This is a genomic window from Metabacillus sp. KH_069 (assembly GCF_057838075.1).
This window is the reverse complement of record NZ_CM174460.1, coordinates 2,521,687-2,539,071: the sequence shown is the minus strand read 5'-3', so window position 1 is coordinate 2,539,071 and position 17,385 is coordinate 2,521,687. Positions and strand designations below refer to the sequence as shown.

The 17,385-nt window shown below is 37.1% G+C and carries 17 protein-coding genes; 14 read left to right on the top strand and 3 right to left on the bottom strand.

Annotation, left to right across the window (positions count from 1 at the left end; genetic code table 11):
• The first annotated feature begins 76 nt into the window (after positions 1–76).
• From AC3ISE_RS12580 to AC3ISE_RS12565, 4 genes are all read left to right on the top strand, one after another.
• On the top strand, positions 77–745 hold the full coding sequence (locus AC3ISE_RS12580; protein ID WP_489221239.1) for a DNA alkylation repair protein: 669 nt from the start codon (positions 77–79) through the stop codon (positions 743–745).
• Between the two features lie 346 nt (positions 746–1,091).
• Positions 1,092–2,543, top strand: a complete 1,452-nt coding sequence (locus tag AC3ISE_RS12575; RefSeq protein ID WP_489221238.1) for a spore germination protein — start codon at positions 1,092–1,094, stop codon at positions 2,541–2,543.
• Between the two features lie 285 nt (positions 2,544–2,828).
• Entirely contained in the window at positions 2,829–3,344 is a 516-nt protein-coding gene (locus tag AC3ISE_RS12570) for a hypothetical protein (RefSeq protein WP_489221237.1), read from the top strand.
• A gap of 171 nt (positions 3,345–3,515) precedes the next feature.
• Entirely contained in the window at positions 3,516–4,154 is a 639-nt protein-coding gene (locus AC3ISE_RS12565; protein ID WP_489221236.1) for a DUF1349 domain-containing protein, read from the top strand.
• Positions 4,155–4,424: 270 nt separating this feature from the next.
• On the opposite strand, the gene AC3ISE_RS12560 is transcribed toward AC3ISE_RS12565, so the two are convergent.
• Genes AC3ISE_RS12560 through AC3ISE_RS12550 form a run of 3 tightly spaced genes read right to left on the bottom strand, consistent with a single transcriptional unit; the run spans position 4,425 to position 8,091 of the window.
• Positions 4,425–5,549 carry a Ger(x)C family spore germination protein gene (locus AC3ISE_RS12560; RefSeq protein ID WP_489221235.1) on the bottom strand — a complete coding sequence of 375 codons (1,125 nt, stop codon included), beginning with the start codon at positions 5,547–5,549 and terminating at the stop codon, positions 4,425–4,427.
• Entirely contained in the window at positions 5,539–7,017 is a 1,479-nt protein-coding gene (locus tag AC3ISE_RS12555; RefSeq protein ID WP_489221234.1) for a spore germination protein, read from the bottom strand. The genes AC3ISE_RS12560 and AC3ISE_RS12555 overlap by 11 nt, the downstream gene beginning before the upstream one ends.
• Before the next feature lie 9 nt (positions 7,018–7,026).
• Positions 7,027–8,091: a GerAB/ArcD/ProY family transporter gene (locus AC3ISE_RS12550; RefSeq protein ID WP_489221233.1), complete on the bottom strand. Its 1,065-nt coding sequence runs from the start codon at positions 8,089–8,091 to the stop codon at positions 7,027–7,029.
• Between the two features lie 193 nt (positions 8,092–8,284).
• Between AC3ISE_RS12550 and AC3ISE_RS12545 the strand changes: the two genes are divergently transcribed.
• The 10 genes from AC3ISE_RS12545 (at position 8,285) to AC3ISE_RS12500 (ending at position 17,375) form a co-directional block, all read left to right on the top strand.
• Positions 8,285–8,626, top strand: a complete 342-nt coding sequence (locus AC3ISE_RS12545; protein ID WP_489221232.1) for a DUF3243 family protein — start codon at positions 8,285–8,287, stop codon at positions 8,624–8,626.
• Positions 8,627–8,765: 139 nt separating this feature from the next.
• Entirely contained in the window at positions 8,766–9,803 is a 1,038-nt protein-coding gene (locus AC3ISE_RS12540) for an FtsX-like permease family protein (protein WP_489221231.1), read from the top strand.
• Position 9,804: 1 nt separating this feature from the next.
• Positions 9,805–10,482: an ABC transporter ATP-binding protein gene (locus AC3ISE_RS12535; RefSeq protein WP_489221230.1), complete on the top strand. Its 678-nt coding sequence runs from the start codon at positions 9,805–9,807 to the stop codon at positions 10,480–10,482.
• A 68-nt stretch (positions 10,483–10,550) separates the two neighbouring features.
• On the top strand, positions 10,551–11,225 hold the full coding sequence (locus AC3ISE_RS12530) for a response regulator transcription factor (protein WP_489221229.1): 675 nt from the start codon (positions 10,551–10,553) through the stop codon (positions 11,223–11,225).
• Positions 11,222–12,607 (top strand): HAMP domain-containing sensor histidine kinase, encoded by a 1,386-nt coding sequence (locus AC3ISE_RS12525; protein WP_489221228.1) that lies wholly within the window; start codon positions 11,222–11,224, stop codon positions 12,605–12,607. Before AC3ISE_RS12530 ends, AC3ISE_RS12525 begins: the two co-directional genes overlap by 4 nt.
• Positions 12,608–12,964: 357 nt before the next feature.
• Complete coding sequence (locus AC3ISE_RS12520; RefSeq protein ID WP_489221227.1) at positions 12,965–13,204, top strand: hypothetical protein; 240 nt, start codon at positions 12,965–12,967, stop codon at positions 13,202–13,204.
• Between the two features lie 61 nt (positions 13,205–13,265).
• Positions 13,266–13,622, top strand: coding sequence for a hypothetical protein (locus AC3ISE_RS12515; protein WP_489221226.1), 357 nt, complete (start codon positions 13,266–13,268; stop codon positions 13,620–13,622).
• 213 nt (positions 13,623–13,835) lie between these two features.
• Positions 13,836–15,605: a M3 family metallopeptidase gene (locus tag AC3ISE_RS12510; RefSeq protein WP_489221225.1), complete on the top strand. Its 1,770-nt coding sequence runs from the start codon at positions 13,836–13,838 to the stop codon at positions 15,603–15,605.
• Between the two features lie 19 nt (positions 15,606–15,624).
• The gene (locus AC3ISE_RS12505) at positions 15,625–16,677 is read left to right on the top strand and encodes a serine hydrolase domain-containing protein (protein WP_489221224.1); all 1,053 of its coding nucleotides are present in this window, start codon (positions 15,625–15,627) and stop codon (positions 16,675–16,677) included.
• Positions 16,678–16,748: 71 nt separating this feature from the next.
• On the top strand, positions 16,749–17,375 hold the full coding sequence (locus tag AC3ISE_RS12500) for a TetR/AcrR family transcriptional regulator (RefSeq protein ID WP_489221223.1): 627 nt from the start codon (positions 16,749–16,751) through the stop codon (positions 17,373–17,375).
• The last annotated feature ends 10 nt before the right edge of the window (positions 17,376–17,385 follow it).

Genomic DNA, 17,385 nt, shown 5'->3' with positions numbered 1-17,385 from the left:
ATAACAAAATTTAGTTATTGATATATCCTGCCAATGACATATTATGAAACAGTGCTTTAATAAGGAGTTGTGTCAAATGAATAAAAATAAAAGCATAGAAATAAAACGCTCATCAAAAGCTGAAAACATTCTATCTCAAATCAATAGTAAAACTAAGCTAGGCGACTTGCGAAAAATCGCGAAGGACATTAAAAAAGATCACGAGCTAGCTATGGAACTTTGGTCAACCGGAGAGTTTTTACCCAGACAATTGGCAATCTTAATTATGGACAAAAAACTTCTTTCACAAGATGTATTAAATAAGCTTGACAAGGATATGAAGACTCACACATTTAATGAGCGAAATAACTTAATGGATTGGTTAATGGCTAATCAGCTCACTAAAGACAAGAAGAACATTGCATTGATGGAGTCATGGGAAAATAGTCCTTCTGCTCTTCAAAGGCGAGCTTTCTGGTATTATCAAGGACGATTGAGATGGACTGGACAAACACCGCCTGATAACACCGAAGATTTGCTGTCTGCAATTGAAGCTACTATTACGCAGGAAGAACCGGAAGTTCAATGGGCTATGAATTTCACCGTAGGCTGGATAGGCGTTTATGATGAAAAGTATCGAGCACGTTGTATTAAACTTGGTGAGAAAACGGGTCTTTACAAAGATGAAATGGTATCAAAAGGATGTACTCCCAATTATTTGCCGGAGTTCATTACGATTGAAGTTAACAAACGAATTAATAAATAGTTACCACTGAAAAATTCATAAGGACTTGATGTGAAAATAAAGGAATTCAAAGCCTCAATATGGACAGGATCTGAAAGTAAGCTTCCAGATCCTTTTTGCTTGGAGGGTAATTTCAAAAAATTATTATGAGAAATTTTGAAATTCCCAAAGTGTCGCCACTTCTTATTAAAGTAAAGGGCAGTTTAATTGTATAAGGCTTCTGAATAGAACTAGATAATTGTGTAAAAATCTGGTGTGATATTTTGAAGAAATGTACTTAAACTAACAGATCAGTTTAGTTGAATAAGGATAAAATTTTAGATGGTTCCACAAACTAAAGTGAATAACACTTTAAGGGTGAAATAGAATGATTAAAAAAGAATTGCAAGAATGCCTTCAAGAAAATATTAGCAATTTAAAGAATACATTTCATCATACATCTGACCTTATCGTAAGAAAAATAAAAACCAGCTTCAAAGGTTCTTTCGAAATCAACATTGTCTATTTGGATGGAATTATTGATTCAGACCGCATACAGGAATTTGTTGTCAAACCATTATTAGAACCGTTCAAGTCTGTAGAGTTTAATGAATCACTTATTGACGAAATGATCGAAAGAATTATTGAATCGGCTGATGTGAAAACCACGAATCAGTACAAAGACTTAATAGATGCTATCGTACAAGGAAATACCATTATTTTGATTAATGGGTCCCAGAAAGGAATTATCATACCATCAGCCAAGTGGAAGGAAAGAAGTCTTGAAGAATCACTAGGAGAACGGTCACCAAAGGGACCAGTTATTGGACTAACAGAACAAATGAAAACAAATATCAATTTGTTAAGAAGTATAATAAAAACTCCCGATTTCTGTGTAGAAGCAATGGAATTTGGGACAATCTCCAAAACAGCAGTTTCCATTTTATTTATAGAAGGTATTGTTGATAAAGGAATTTTAAAAGAAGTACGAAAGAGGCTAAAAAGTCTAAAAATAAAGTATGTACTAAATTCAAAAGTTGTAGAAGATGTATTGGAAGGAAAACCAAAAACATTTTTCAATTTAGCAAGAACTTCAGGACGAACTGATGGAGTTGTATCCTCATTATATGAAGGAAGAGTAGCAATAATAGTAGATGGTTCCCCTCATGCTATCATTGCACCCACACTTTTTATGGATTTATTTCAGGCACCAGATGAATATCACATTAAAATGGGATGGTTTACAAATCGAATATTAAGAATGATTTGCTTTATCTTTGCAGCATATTTACCTAGTGTTTATATTGCGATTGCAAATTTTCATAAAGAAGATTTACCTAACAAACTTTCAAAGACAATTATAACTAAAGGTGAGGTATTGCCAACCTTTTGGGAAATAGCTTTTCTTCTGTTTTTCACGAAAGTTTTAATAGATGCTTCATTTCGTATTCCGAAAAGTGGAGTGATTTTGCTTTCCTTAATCGGAACAATCGTAGTAGGCGAAACAGCTGTTACGGCAAAACTAATTCATCCAGTTAGTCTCATAATAGTAGGTATAACAAGTATTACTAGTTTACTCCTCGCTAACAGAGGAATGTTTGCTGCTGAAAATACTTTAAGACTCCTTTTTTTGATTATTGCTAATTTTTTTGGATTTACCGGATTAATCATCGCTGCAACAATTCAAATAATTTATATGGTAAGCCTAAAATCTTTAGGTGTTCCCTATCTTTCCCCTTTGATTCCGTTTAGGATACAGGAATTGAAAGATACAATCTATAGGGGAGATTTACAGACACTAATTAATAGCAAACATACTTATACTGAGGATAATGATTAATTTTTTTGTGTATATGGTCACAATTTCCTATGAGCACCAAAACATTAACTGCACAGTCAACATATCTTGATGTTGGCTTTTTTGTTGTAAATTCGAACATAATTTCAGGTGCGAAACCTATGTTGGTTGGTCCCTTGTTTAACTAATGGGTAGCTTTTCTTTAATAATACAACATTAATGATCTTCAACAAACGGGGGCGATAGCAGCAGATAGTGATCACCCTTTAGATAAGAATTGGGCAATTTAAAAGGAATAATCACTGTTTTAAAACAAGGAGACTAGTAATGAGAGCAGCAATTGAAATTGAATTAGTTAAAATAAAAGGTTTGAAATTACAGTATGCAGGAAGAGCCTCTAACCTATTCTGGCTGGGATTTGGAGAAATGGTTCAAATTATTAGAAGTGGCCAAACAGAAGAAACAGCAGAATATGCATTACATATACAATGTTCGTGGAGGATTATATTAGAAAACAAAATTGTTATAGCTTCTCGCGATTTCTATTCTCCAATCTCGTTGTGGGACGACCTTGATGAGGATTTTGATTGGGATATTCAAGGTAACAATCGATTTGATGAACGGATTAAATCTTTTTTTAACGATAATGAACAATTAATAGTAGAAGAAATTAAAGCAGATGATTTCGGGGGATTCGCGGCCATTTTATCAAATGGTTATAAGTTAGAAACCTTTCCAGACAGTTCAGAAGACGATGAGGATAGTGAGCATTGGAGGTTCTTTAACCCAAGAGAAAAAAGCCCTCATTTTGTTGTTTCTGGACAAGGGATTGAAAGAGTTTAATCTTCATCAATCGGGGGCTTTAATTGAATAAGAAAGAGAACTCCGTTTTAAGCTAAGCCGTTTCTATAGTTAATTCTGTTAATTTTTTGGCTGATTTATTGTTCCTGGCTATATTTGGAGAACAGGGCAATAACAGTAAGGTATTAACATAAAGTAATAGGAGAATGTACTTTGAACAAAAATTGGATACTAAACGAGAATTTTAATAGTGCAAGTTTAAATAAGATGCTGGAATGGCGTTGTGAACCCAAGAAATGGTTTTTAGACAAAAAATCTTCTCAACTTGTTTTAGAAACAGACCAAGAAACTGATTATTGGCAAAAAACTCACTACGGTTTTCAGGTTGATAATGGACATTTTCTCTATATCAAAACTGACAAGAACTTCAGAATGACAACAAGAGTTGAGGCATTGCCAAAATCTAAGTATGACCAAGCAGGATTGATGATTAGATTTTCGGAAGACATATGGGTGAAAACTTCCTTAGAGTACATACCAGATGGTTTAAGCAAGTTAGGAGCAGTTGTAACTAATAGAGGCTATTCGGATTGGTCTACACAATATGTAGACTATAAAGATGTTCATTTATATTACCGCATATCCAAAATTGGACAAAATTGTTATGTTGACTTTTCTTTGAACGGAGAAGTATGGAACCAAATTAGAATCGCTCACTTAGATGTGCCTGAAAATTCAACTGTTTTAGCAGGCGTTTATGCGTGTAGTCCTCAAGGAAAAGAACAAGAAGTTCGTTTTAATTTTATTACAATTGAAGAGCTTAATAATGAACCAGCAACTGCATATATGTAAATCATGTTCAGCTACTTCAAAATGTAAGTGAACTTAGATGGGCATCAAAAACAAGATTGTGAGGAGATGTACTTAAACTATAGGGGGCGATCGTATTATAAGGTCAATCAGATTTTTCTGGTTGACCTATTTTTTATAGGTGCTATTTTGGTTGTAGCGGGGGTAGAACGTTCGGGGGCGTAGGAAATTAGACTGCATGAAAGAATCCAGGACAGCAGAATAGTCCTGGATTCTATTTTCTCTGGAATAAAGGTACTCTTTGGGTTTTTACTATTTGTATTTCTGGCTTCCTGCATTCACAATGACAACTTCTACCTGAATGTCAGACAAAGAATCTCCCTGGAGTTTATATTTTTTTACAAGGGACGGAGATTTTCGGTAAGTGGTCTCTGTCAGATTGTATAAATCTGCATCCAGTTTCAGTCCATTTTCAAACGTGCGCTGCACATCGTTTTTAATTTCCTGTTGGATTTTTTTCTTTAAACTGGCAAGGGAAGGTTCATCTGTACTTTCATCAATGAAAGCCTTGGTTTTCAACTGGACCGTATAGTGCAATCCGTCCTTTACAGGTTCATTAAGCGTGATTTTATAGCCCTTCACCAAGAGTTCAACAACTGTTTCTTCATGGGTGATTTCCAGCTTATTTTCTTTTTGCTGTTCTGTTAACCATTGTAATCCATGAAGATCTTCATAAGGCATGAATCCCTTAGATTTCATCTTTGATACAATGAAACCTCCATTTACATGCGGAGTGGGGGGCTTTTTTTCATCTTCGTGCCACTGCCCCTCTGTGATAGAAACATTTGGAATCAGGATCGAACCATAGGGTTCATTTCCTCCTCTTAACAGCATCTGCATATTTAAAGGATTGACAGCATGATTGCGGCTAAGCATGATGTCAGGATGAAACAGGACTTTATAGGTAGGTGCCTGATTGAATAGAGACTTCGTTTTTAATACATCTGATAATTCCTCTGAAGTTCCGAATACCCAAGAGGTAAACCTGATTAACGGATCATGGCCTATATGGGATATTACTTCTTCTAATTTTTGATTAATAACTCTCTCACTGAGCAAAATTACCTGTATATGACCATAATAAAGCGGAAATTGTGATGCCTTCTCCAATTTCCTGAATGCCATGGTTAAGCTCTCAGCTTCCTCTTTCCCTACAAGTACAGGGGACTCAGAAGGCTGGGATCCGCCTCCTTCTTGCTTTGCAATGGAAGAAAAAATGGCAGATTCCGTGTATACAATATACTTGCCGTCTTTATAATCGACTCCTAATGCCTCAATATAAAGCTGATCGCTGATTCCCCGGCTTCCCCAGCATCCGCTCAGCAATAAACAAATCGAAGATAGCAAAATAATAAGTTTTAACTGTTTAGTGATCATTGTTGTCTCCTTGACGGGAAGAGTCCTGCGTAAACATCGATTTATCTCTTTGTTTCATGAGCGGAAAAGGCAGTTTGAGAAATGATTTTAGAAAATCTGGAACATTTGGTGAAGCAAAGGATGACAAGTAAGGATAATCAAATGAGCGCAATGATCCCAAAAGTAAAAAGATACTCAGCATTGCTACAAAGAAGCCGAACAATCCAAACATCCCGCACATTAAGAGAGTATAAACACGTAAAAAAAGCAAATTCCCGCTTAAGGACTGATTCACGAATGTATAGCTTGCAATCATAGTAATTGCGACTACGACTAGTGTAGTAGGTGATGTCAGGCCAGCCCGAATGGCCGCATCGCCTACGATTAATCCTCCAAGTACAGCTACAGTCTGACCGACGGCTCTTGGCAGCCTTGCACCAGCTTCTTTGAACAATTCGAACAATATGACCATAATCATCATTTCAAGCGGCAAGGATAAAGGCAGTCCCGTTCGAGAAAGAGTAAGAGTCGCAAGCAGAGGGTATGGAAGCTGATCCTGGTGAAAGGTAGTCAGCGCAACCCACAGACCAGGGAGTGAAATTGTTGTAAATAAGCCCGTGAAACGCAGAAGCCGCTCAAAAGTAACCATATAAAAACTTGCATTTGCATCCTCAGGTGATTTTAAAGTGACCTTGAGAGACGCTGGTCCTATAAGGACTGTTGGGGATCCATCTACAATGATGATGAAATGACCCTGAACTAAGGATTGAACCGCATAATCAGGACGTCCTGTATTATCAAGCAAAGGAAAAATCGAAAAATAACTATCTGATAAGGATTCTTCTAAATCACTGCTGCTCACTAAAACGTCAATATCTAACTTTGAGAGACGTTGATCAACCCGTTTTACTAGATCCTGATCGATAATATCGTAAACATACAGCAAAGAAACAGAAGTTTGGCTTCTTCTTCCTATTGTGTATGACTTACTATGCAGGGAAGAAGATTTAAATCGTTTTCTGATCAGGGCGAAATTCGTTCCTAAATCCTCAATAAATCCATCTCTCGCACCTCTGATCGAAATTTCCGTGTTGGATTCTTCAGGGGTTCTCTTAGGTGTGTTTGATAGTTCAATTGAATAAACATAGCTTTCATTTTCATTTATTAGGAGAACGTTACCGGAAAAAAGGTTTCGTTCAATCATCTGCAAGTTTTGATTAGTCAGCGCAAGCTTACTTACTATAAAACGGTTACTAAAACTTTTACAATCCAAAGCTTCACCTTTCTGAATAATGGATGTCAGGAAAGGAAGAAATGTTTCCTCCATAATCTGAACATCAGTTAACCCTTTGCAAAACAAAAGCGTATAACCAAGAGAGGATAGGTCGGAAAATACACGCCGCTTAATAACCACATCCATATTGTTTTGAAAAGATGATAAGAATTCATTAAGTTCGATCGGTTTTGCCTCAGTCTCATTTATGGTCATACCATTTCCTCATTTCTTAAATAGGACGTAAAGACAGATGAAGCTGATCAGCGGAATGATAACGTACAATTGGAAGGGGAAAAAGTAATGATAAAGATACTTAAAAATAACAAGATTAGATATAGGAGCCAGTGTATAGCCGATTGCTATTATGTATAAAAGACTTACAATCCAGATTCTATATTTCGTCTTTTTAATGAGATGTGTTACTAGATACATCAATAAACTGATGCGGATAAACGCTCCTGAAATCCATTGGAAAATCGAAAGAAAATCCATTCTTGTAATTTCTTTGCTGAGGGTAAGTAGCTTCCATTGCTCAAAGGCGGGATATCGGAGCTTGCTTGCCTCATAAGGACCAAATTCAGCTATAGCTGCCATCAATGGACCAATCATGAGACCCATTAAGATAAAAGCCACCAGGAAAATATGCTTCCATTTCAAAGGCTTATTTGTATAATGGACCAGAAATAAAAGCGTGCTTAATTCTGTAAGGCCAGAAAAAACGAAGGTTGTGCCTTTTATTATAGGTCCAGGTCCATGTTCGGCGATGGGCAGCAGCATGGAGTAATCCTTATGCTGGATATTTCCAATTGCGATGAAACAGCCGAAGGCAACGACCATCGGCAGGGCAATCATAGTCACAATGCTTAATTCCTGAATCCCTTTGTATGTCCCCAAAAAGCACAGCAAGCCTAACAAAATACATAGAACAAGCAGCGGGGTATTCATTAAATAATTGGTTTTTGTCCAAGTAACGGTATCTCTGAAGGTTATAGCTGCATTACAATAAAAATAGAGAATCAAGATTACAGTTAATAAAAATACGGGTACACTTCCAAGACGAGTTTTCACATACTCTAAAAAGTTTTGATTTCCGATCTTTTTGATAACGGCTCCAATTAATAAGATCCAAATGATATAAGGCACAATCGAAACAACAACACTAAGCCACGAGTCCCGGCCGGCAGCCGAAAGAATAAGCGGTATGATAAGAACGTGATTAACTAATCCGGAAGACATGATAATCAAGAAATAAATATGTATAGGAGCAATTCCCGGCTGAATTCGCATGTTTTCCCCCATTGTCAGTAATAAAAGTTAGTATTTAGTTAAAAAATGGGTTTTATACGAAAATTTGGAGGAGAATTTCTGTTTTTCAACTTAGAGTAGCAGTAAAGAGTTGGAGAGTTTCGATAGGATAAAAGCGGGTACTTATACTAATAGAACGACGTTATAAAAAGATAACAGAAGGGAATGGATTTAAATGTCAGAAAAAAATCATATTATTGATAAGAATGAAAGTCTTGAAACAGAAAAGGTGGAAAGCCGAATTGCCACAATTCCGGATGAAAAAATGGAAGATATTCTGGGGAGCTTTGAAAATTTCAAACAATACCTCGGAAAACGAGTTGCACTTGGTGAAAAACTGGGATTAAGTGAGGAGCAATTAGCCAAAACAGCAGAAAAGGTAGCAGCTTACCTTGCTGAAAATGAGGAACCTAGAAATCGTGAGGAAAAATTGCTTCAGGAGCTTTGGAAAGCAGGCGAGAAGGAGCAGCGCCATCAATTGGCACATATGCTTGTCAGACTTGTAGGAAAAGAGTAAAACGATAAAAAGGCTAGAGCTGAAAAAGAGCTCTAGCTTTTTTTATTTGAAAAAACCAGCTTAATGTAATCTCCCGTTCATCTTTTGTTCACCTTGCTCTCCTATACTCTTCTTATCAAGAAGAATTGGAGGAAGGAAAATGAATCTGGCATGGAAGGAAATCAAAAAGAACAAGGCTCGTTTTCTCATCTTAGGATCCATTATTTTTTTAGTGAGTTTTCTGACGTTTATGATATCTGGGCTTTCAAATGGATTGTCCCAAGATAATGCCTCACTGATAAAAGATTTGCCTGATGGTCATTTTTACATGAATGCAGATGCGGAAGAAAATTATCTCGCTTCTAAGATTGATAAAGAGATCGAGGAAAAGATCCTTGCGGAAAATAAAAATGCAGCTGCTCTTGCCATCCAAATGGGTTTTATAAACGATAATCAAGATAAGCAGTATAGTGTGGCCTTTGTGACAGCAGCAGCTCAATCGCCATTTTTTGACGAGGTCCAAAAAGGAGAAGTTATTGTAGATCGTTCCTTAAAAGAAGAAGGAGTGAAGATAGGAGACAAGGTAAAAAACAATCAATATGAAGGAGAACTCATTGTAAAGGGGTTTGTAGATCATCAAAAATTCAGCCATGCACCTGCAGCTTTTATCAATCAAGAAGATTATCAAGAAATCTTCAGGCAAAATGAAATGCAATTCATCTTTCTTCCATTGAAAGATGAGACACTATCCTTTACCGGTCTTCAGTCATTTACAAATGATGAATTTCTCAGCACAATACCAAGCTACAGCGCGGAACAGCTGTCCTTGAATATGATTTCATGGTTCTTAATTGTGATAAGCGGCATGCTGTTCACCATTTTTTTCTACATGATGAACGTTCAAAAAATTGGATTGTACGGAATCTTAAAAGCCATTGGGATGAAAACGAGATCATTATTTGTCATGATGTGGAGTCAAATGATCATCATCACACTCATTTCTCTAAGTATATCCGTTCTTTTAAGTCAAGTTTTAGAAAGCGTTGCTCCTGAAGGCCTGCCATTTTATTTGCCGGCAGAAACCAGTCTTCAGCTATCACTCGTTTTTGCTGCAGTAGGGTTCATAGGGGCTACTTTATCAGGTATTCAAATAAAAAAAGTCGAACCATTAAAAGCCATCCAACAGGGGGAAGGGTAAAATGACAATATTCCAGCTGAATGATGTGAAGAAAGCGTTCATGAATGGAGAAGCAGAAGAACAGGTATTAAAAGGGATCAGTTTATCACTTAATGAAGGTGAAATAACGGCATTAGTAGGAGCGTCAGGTTCAGGGAAGAGTACACTTTTGACAATTGCGGCCGGGCTGCAGCGTGCGACACAGGGCAGTATCTATTTTAAAGGGGAAAATGTAACGGAAATGAGTCAGGACCAAATCAGGAAATTGAGAGCCAATCAGTTTGGCTATATCTTTCAATCCTCCCATCTGGTCCCCTTTCTTACGGTCCAAGAACAGCTTATGCTTATGCTGAGCCTCTCTGAAACAAAGCTTAAGAAACAGGAACAGAGAAACGAAGCAGAACGGTTTCTTAAACTGACAGATTTGTATCATCGCAAGGATGCTTATCCACAATCTTTATCAGGAGGAGAAAAACAGAGAGCAGCAGTAGCGAGAGCTTTGATTCATAAACCAAAAATCATATTTGCAGATGAACCTACGGCAAGCCTTGATTCTAAAAGATCAAACGATATCATGAAGTTAATTAAACAATTAACAAAAACAATGAAGATTACAACACTGATGGTTACTCACGACGAAGAAATGCTAGTATATGCAGACAACGTCGTGACAATGAGGGACGGGATGGTTTTTAATTAGATAGGTATCTTTTGAAAAAGGCTGCCGATATTAAAGGCAATAGGTTTTAATTATGAGGGGAAGAGAACATGAAACGAATTTTAGTAGTGGACGATGATCAGGATATGGTGAAATATATCCTGATCGAGTTAAACCGTGCAGGGTATGATGCAATCCCTGCCTATTCAGGGAAAGAAGCTCTTTCCTTAATAAATGAAACGGCGGTTGACTTAGCTGTAATTGACATTATGATGCCAGGTTTGGATGGATTCGAAGTAACAAAAGAAATGAAGAGGTTCTGCGACGTACCAGTTATCTTATTAACAGCAAGACATCACATAGAAGACAAAGAAAAAGGATTTCAGTCAGGTTCAGATGATTATGTCGTAAAACCATTTGAATTCAAAGAATTATTATATAGAATACAAGCTATTTTAAGAAGATATCAGAAACCCCAGGATGAGATTCTGATCATTGGTTCCATTAAAATTGACCGCAGGAGCTATGAAGTTCAGACGGAAAGCGGGACACTGATGCTTCCGCTTAAAGAATTTGAAGTCCTTCGTCTACTTGCATCACACCCAAATCATGTGTTTACGCGCGAACAAATCATTGAAAGTGTGTGGGGGATAGACTACGCAGGAGATGACCAGACCGTCAATGTTCATATTAAAAGAATCCGCAGCAGGCTCGCAAGCAATGCGCCAGACATTCGAATTACAACAGTCCGCGGAGTCGGGTATAAGCTGGAGGAGCTGACATGACCCATTCCCTTTACCTGAAATTCGTATGGTTTACTCTCATTACAATGATCATCAGCAGCTTTACATCCTTTTTTGTGATGAATACGTATTATCACCAGTTTTTGAAAAAAGAAAATGACAAGAAAAATGCAGTGGTTGCATCTAAGATGTCCGCATACTTAGAGGATTTGACTTCTGATCAGATGAGTGATGCTTTAAAAATGCTCGGTTCAGCAGGCTATCAGCTTTATGTAGAGGATCAAAGCGGAAGCGGTTCTTTCTATGGGGGAGAGTACCGGGATAAAACATTGCCCAAAGAAGTCATTTCATCTGTTCTTGATGGTGAAGTTTATCATGGAATGCGAGACTATCCGAGAGAAACGTTTGTGACTGGATTTTTTGCAAATGAGCTGAAAAATTCAGTCGGTGTGCAGGTGGAAGCGGATGGAGCAAAATATGCTCTTTTTATACGGCCCGACATCGGAATGCTGTTTGGAGAGCTTCGGTTATTATTTGGCGGTCTTGCGATCGGCCTTCTGCTCTTAAGTGTTTTTGGCATGATTATCGCTGCCAGGAAATTAATCCATCCCATTTCTCACTTGACCAATGTGACGAAAAAAATGGCTGCTGAATCGTTTGATGAACCGATTAACATTTCACGCAAAGATGAGATTGGTCAATTAGCTGAAAGTTTTGATGCGATGCGTCTGCAAATTAAACAGCTGATGACTAAAAGAAAAGAGTTCGTCAATAATGTTTCGCACGATATTCAGTCACCGCTGCATACTATTCAAAGCTACCTTGCGTTATTGAAGAAGCCCGATGTGACAAAAGAAGAACAAATTGCCTATCAGACCATCATTCAACAAGAAACGTCCAGACTGTCTGAATTAACCAAACAGCTGCTGGCATTAACCGTTTTGGATGAATCGCTTGCGCTTCAAGACCAGGAAATGGTTTCAATCAATAAACAATGGCTGGACACGATTAACCGGTACAGGTGGAAATTAGAAGAAAAAGAGATGAGCCTCTCACACTCTTTAAAAGCAGAAAAAATAAAAGGAAATGTGGCCTTGCTTCTAACAGTTTGGGAAAATCTTATTAGTAATGCCGTTAAGTATAGTGAACAAGGTGGCAGCATTCACATCGAAACAAATAGCCGTGATGACCAGGTTATCATCATGATCACCGATGAGGGGATTGGAATGTCTGAGGAAGAGAAGAAACAGGCGTTTGAGAGATTCTATCGTGCAGATAAAGCAAGAACCCGAAAAACAGAAGGGACAGGTCTTGGCCTTTCCATTGTAAAAGAGATTATTCAGCTGCATCAAGGCAGGATTACAATTGAAAGTGAACCGCAAAAAGGGACTTCAATCATTATTTCTTTACCTACGGGATATTAGTTTCAACACTGAGATGACTAATTGTTTGAATCAGTGTTAAAACGAAAAAAAACCTTCAAGGGATTCCAGTATATAAAGCTAAGGGATTTAAACTTCAGTTTGATGAAAAGGAGAATGATTATATTTCCTTAAGAAATAAACGTCTGATTGTAAAATGAATGATTCAAGTTATTCCGATCGGGGGCGATTGCAGCAGTTCAACCTAACCTTATTCAAATGTGTACGAGAAAATATCTCTATACATCTAAAGTAGTACTGTCATTCATTCAAACCACTGAAGCCGATCGTTCACTTAACAGGTAAGCTGTAAATAATTGTTGTATATATCAACGACCTGACGGTTGAAGGGAGATTTTAATGGATTTATTTCATTATCACTGGTGGACAGGCAAAGTGGAAGAAATGGAAGAGTTTTATGAGAAATATGGATTTAACGTCACTTTAAGAGTTGGCCGATATAAAGAGAAATTAGAAGCATTTAATCCTCCATTAAAATGGAGTGATTTTAGGCAGAAAGATATCACATTTAGAATTATTGAAATGGTAAAAGGCCAAACAAATATTACATTTGGTTACGGGAAGAAGAGACATTTTTGACCATATTGGATTTTTAGTGAATTCAGCAGAATATGAACAGATCATTGGACGAGCTAAAAAGATGAAATGGAAAGTCAACGAAGATGAACGGAGAACTTTTGTATCTACACCTTGGAAGGTAAAGATTGAATTACAAAAAAGAAGAGAGGTTGTAACGGAAGAGAATCATACCAGTATTCGTCAGATGGAAATTCACTTACCATTCAATAATGTGAATCCTTCAATAATAGGTAAGCTCTTGCACCAGCATATAATTCTACAAGATGAAAAAATTGTGAGAATGGGGAATGACAATTGGAGTATTCTATTCCGCGATTGCAAAGATACTCGATTGCAATCTGTTTCATTTCTTTCTGATACGCTGTCAAATGAAGTAGATCCTGTTAAAACTAGATTATTTGGAATTGAATCCGATTAAATGACAATTGATTTTCTTCATGGATTAGATCTACAGAACACATACATTTCTATGAATTTTATTATTCCATTTAAATATGATCGATCAAACTGACCAGCATGGAGCTTATCTGTAAAAAGATAGGCTTCTTTTTTTGTAAATAATGATTGTGGTTAAGGATTTGTTTTGAAATAATTGGATGTAAGCTAATGATTTAAATGGGGGGCCGGGGGAATGGAAACAATCAATTCTCAGACACGCTGGAATTTAAATAACCTATTGTATGGATTCGATCTAGAAAAATTAAGTAAGCACATAAATAGTATCAAAGAAAAATTAACAGATTTGGAGACATATTCTGTATCAAAATTCTTAAAAGAAAACGAATTATTAACTCTTTCAAAAATAATGAAACAGATTGAATCAGTTGAATCATTTTATTATTGTTTAACAACAGAAAATGTAGAACCCTCCCTCTTAACATCTATTAATGGCAGCATATCAACCTTAAAATCACAAGTTCGTTTTATTTTGTCTAATTTGCAAGAAACGCTATACAAAATGAGTAAAAAAGAATTTGATGTATGGGCTAGCAGTATTATTGAAAAACGGTTAATAACAGATTTATTTAAAGGCAAAAGAATAAGTATAGAGGAAAAAAATAGATCAAGTTTTGCCGGAGAAACATTAAGTCATATGCAAGAAGTGTATGAACAAATACGAAATAATTTAGTAGTTAGAATGAATCTTGGTGATGAAGAAAAGGAATTTACTTTTAGTGAAGCCAGTCATTTAGCAATGTCTCACTCCGATTCATCAAAAAGACTCCTTATTTTTAATGAACTAAACCGTTCTCTGGGAAAACAGGCAAACGAGTTTGCATCTATATATAATCAAATGGTTGGACTAAGGCTTAATGAGAACCGGATTAGAAATGTTCATTACCTTGATGAATCTTTAAAATTGAATGGGATATCAAGCACAACTCTTAATGCCATGTGGGATGCAGTAGATTATAAATCAAAAGAACTTTCTGAGTTTCTAATAATAAAAGCCAAAGAAGCAGGGAAAGACAAACTTACATGGCATGAATTAATGAGTACCCCTGAGGATGTGTCTCTTAAATTTACGTTCTCACAGGCTATTGAAGGAATCATTAAGTCTCTTCAAACCATTGACAGCAATATTTCCGAATACATAAAAGAAGTTATTAAAAAAGGCTGGGTAGATGCAGAACAACGTAAAACAAAACCATTTGGCGGTTTCTGTGCTCCCTTTCTTGTCGAAGGAGAGTCAAGAATTTCATTAAGCTATGATAATAGCATAGACAGTGCCAGAAGACTTGCACACGAATTAGGTCATGCTTGGCACTTTCAGCAAATGAAAGTAGTTCCATCCCTGCGTTTTTCAGAAGAAACGTTCGAAATGACAATGGCGGAAACTTCTTCTATCTTTTTTGAAACTGCATTTATTGATTATGTCATTGAAGACACACAAGATGAGTCACTGAAAAAAGCGATTCTTGGATGGAAGATTGAACGAAGTCTAAATTATCTCATGTCTATTAGAGGAGCTTTCTTATTTGAAAACGCTTTTTATGAGTGCAGGAAAAATGGACAGTTAGATGTTAAGCAGGTGGAAAAGCTTTCACTGCAAAGTCAGGAAAAAGCATTTGGCAATGGGTTGAGTGAATATGAACCATATGTGTGGATTAAATATGGACAGTTTTATCAAGCTGATGTACCTTTTTATAATTATCCGTACTCTTTCGGTTTCTTATTAAGTATTGGTCTTTTGGACATATCTAAAGGCAATGATGACTTCTGCAAAAAGTTCCAAGGATTTTTAAGTGAAACTGGCATGCTGCCGCTTGAGCAGCTAATAAAAAAACATTTTCATTTAGATCTCACACAACCTGAATTTTGGCAAAGATCAATCCTGAGTTTGATAAAAGATATAAACCAATATAAAAAATCAGGTAGTTCATGCAATTGGAGAAAGTGAATAAGAAATGAGGGATAAAATGAGTTTGAACCTGCAGAATATACATTCAACAATGGATCAGCAGCATATCCCCGGATTGGCGCTGGCGGTTTTCAAAGAAGGAAAAATAGCCGTAAACAAGGGGTATGGTGCAGTAGAAGCAGGCACTTCAAACATGGTAACTTCAAACACCCTTTTTCATGCCTGTTCGATCAGCAAAATGACCACTGCCCTGGGTATACTGCGTTTAGTTCAGGATGGGATGCTGGATTTAGAAGAAGATGTAAACAACTATTTAACTTCATGGCACATTCCTGAAAATCACTTTACAAAGCAAAAAAAGGTGACGCTGCGAAATTTGCTTGCACATCAAGGAGGCTTTATAGATCCAGAAGGCAGCTTCGACATATATCAGGAGCAGGATCCTCGTCCAACTATGCTTGATATATTTAAAGGGAAAACCCGGTACCATTCTCAGCCTCTTCATGTTTCTTATGTTCCGGAAAGTGAGTTTTCCTATTCAGATGCAGGTTATTGTGTAATTGAGCAAGTTGTAGAAGATGTGACTGGAGAGTCATTTCCCGCTGTGATGAAGAAGCATGTTATGTCTCCTTTGGGGCTTAAGGATACATATTATTGGAATTATTATGATCAAATCAAGACACTTCATGTAAATGCAGCTGCTGGACATAGCAAGTATGGACAAACAGTCGAGGGAAAGCGGGCTTATTATCCTTATTTGGCAGGCTCAGGTTTATGGTCAACACCAACTGACTTGGCGAAATTAGCACTCTCGGTTACGGATTCTTGGGTCGGGGAAAAGAATTCATTCCTGGAACAAGATTTGGCTCGTTTGATGTTAACGGGTTTTGGAAGTGAGAAGGCTGCCGGCCTGGGTGTATTTCTAATGAACGATGAAAGAGGACCATATTTTGTCTCAAAAGGATGGGGAGTTGGGTTTCAATGTATGGTGATTGCTTATCCGGGCAGACAAAGCGGGATTGCGGTCATGATCAATGCTGATCCTGGAAAGCCTCAAAATGAATCATTGGTGGGACAAGTCATTGACGAAATGAAATCGCTGCACATTTAAAATGGACGTAACTTAATAAGCCGTTTATGATTTTATCAAGTGATAGGTTTTTATGGGAAGGGATTTTGCGAATGGCAGAGGATTTAGAACAAAAAAAGAATACTCATTATAAAATCGTCAGGGTAGCACATGATCTCTTTATGGAACATGGCTTCAGAGCGGTTTCGACAAGGAATATTGCGGATGCCTGCGGACTGACTCAGCCAACTCTCTATCATCATTTTAAAAACAAGAAGGCTCTTTATTTAGAGGTTCTCCGCTCGGAGCTTTTTGACATGCAGACAGCACTTGAGCGAATTATTAAACGATGTGATGATTTGGAGGAATGCCTGTATCAAGTGACGTATTATATCCTGATAAATAAACCTGCATCGATCAGTCAAATGTTCAGGGATATTGAAAAAGAACTGGACGCAAGCCATCGCAGCAAAATTAAAACATGGTGGATCGATGCGTATCAGGCTCCGATAGCTTCGATTTTCGAACGGGGAGTAAAGCAAGGTGAGATCCGGAACCCGGATGAATTCGGATCTTATCCGGTAGCGTCCGCATATCTTCTATTAAATTTAATTTCCACAAATGATTCAGATAAGCAGCATAAAGAGAAAATGGCTAAAGATCAGGCAAAGCTCTACACAAAAGTTATCTTATATGGGTTAGCCTCACCATCTTTTAAAGAGGCTCGAAATGAACTTTAACAAATGGAAT

Bases quoted from the DNA above. Each gene is read 5' to 3' on its own strand.
- AC3ISE_RS12575 (WP_489221238.1), top strand. From the start codon at position 1,092: ATGATTAAAAAAGAATTGCAAGAATGCCTTCAAGAAAATATTAGCAAT.
- AC3ISE_RS12535 (WP_489221230.1), top strand. From the start codon at position 9,805: ATGACAATATTCCAGCTGAATGATGTGAAGAAAGCGTTCATGAATGGA.
- AC3ISE_RS12520 (WP_489221227.1), top strand. From the start codon at position 12,965: ATGGATTTATTTCATTATCACTGGTGGACAGGCAAAGTGGAAGAAATG.
- AC3ISE_RS12515 (WP_489221226.1), top strand. From the start codon at position 13,266: ATGAAATGGAAAGTCAACGAAGATGAACGGAGAACTTTTGTATCTACA.
- AC3ISE_RS12505 (WP_489221224.1), top strand. From the start codon at position 15,625: ATGAGTTTGAACCTGCAGAATATACATTCAACAATGGATCAGCAGCAT.
- AC3ISE_RS12500 (WP_489221223.1), top strand. From the start codon at position 16,749: ATGGCAGAGGATTTAGAACAAAAAAAGAATACTCATTATAAAATCGTC.
- AC3ISE_RS12510 (WP_489221225.1), top strand. From the start codon at position 13,836: ATGGAAACAATCAATTCTCAGACACGCTGGAATTTAAATAACCTATTG.
- AC3ISE_RS12525 (WP_489221228.1), top strand. From the start codon at position 11,222: ATGACCCATTCCCTTTACCTGAAATTCGTATGGTTTACTCTCATTACA.
- AC3ISE_RS12570 (WP_489221237.1), top strand. From the start codon at position 2,829: ATGAGAGCAGCAATTGAAATTGAATTAGTTAAAATAAAAGGTTTGAAA.
- AC3ISE_RS12560 (WP_489221235.1), bottom strand. From the start codon at position 5,549: ATGATCACTAAACAGTTAAAACTTATTATTTTGCTATCTTCGATTTGT.
- AC3ISE_RS12540 (WP_489221231.1), top strand. From the start codon at position 8,766: ATGAATCTGGCATGGAAGGAAATCAAAAAGAACAAGGCTCGTTTTCTC.
- AC3ISE_RS12545 (WP_489221232.1), top strand. From the start codon at position 8,285: ATGTCAGAAAAAAATCATATTATTGATAAGAATGAAAGTCTTGAAACA.
- AC3ISE_RS12530 (WP_489221229.1), top strand. From the start codon at position 10,551: ATGAAACGAATTTTAGTAGTGGACGATGATCAGGATATGGTGAAATAT.
- AC3ISE_RS12555 (WP_489221234.1), bottom strand. From the start codon at position 7,017: ATGACCATAAATGAGACTGAGGCAAAACCGATCGAACTTAATGAATTC.
- AC3ISE_RS12550 (WP_489221233.1), bottom strand. From the start codon at position 8,091: ATGCGAATTCAGCCGGGAATTGCTCCTATACATATTTATTTCTTGATT.
- AC3ISE_RS12580 (WP_489221239.1), top strand. From the start codon at position 77: ATGAATAAAAATAAAAGCATAGAAATAAAACGCTCATCAAAAGCTGAA.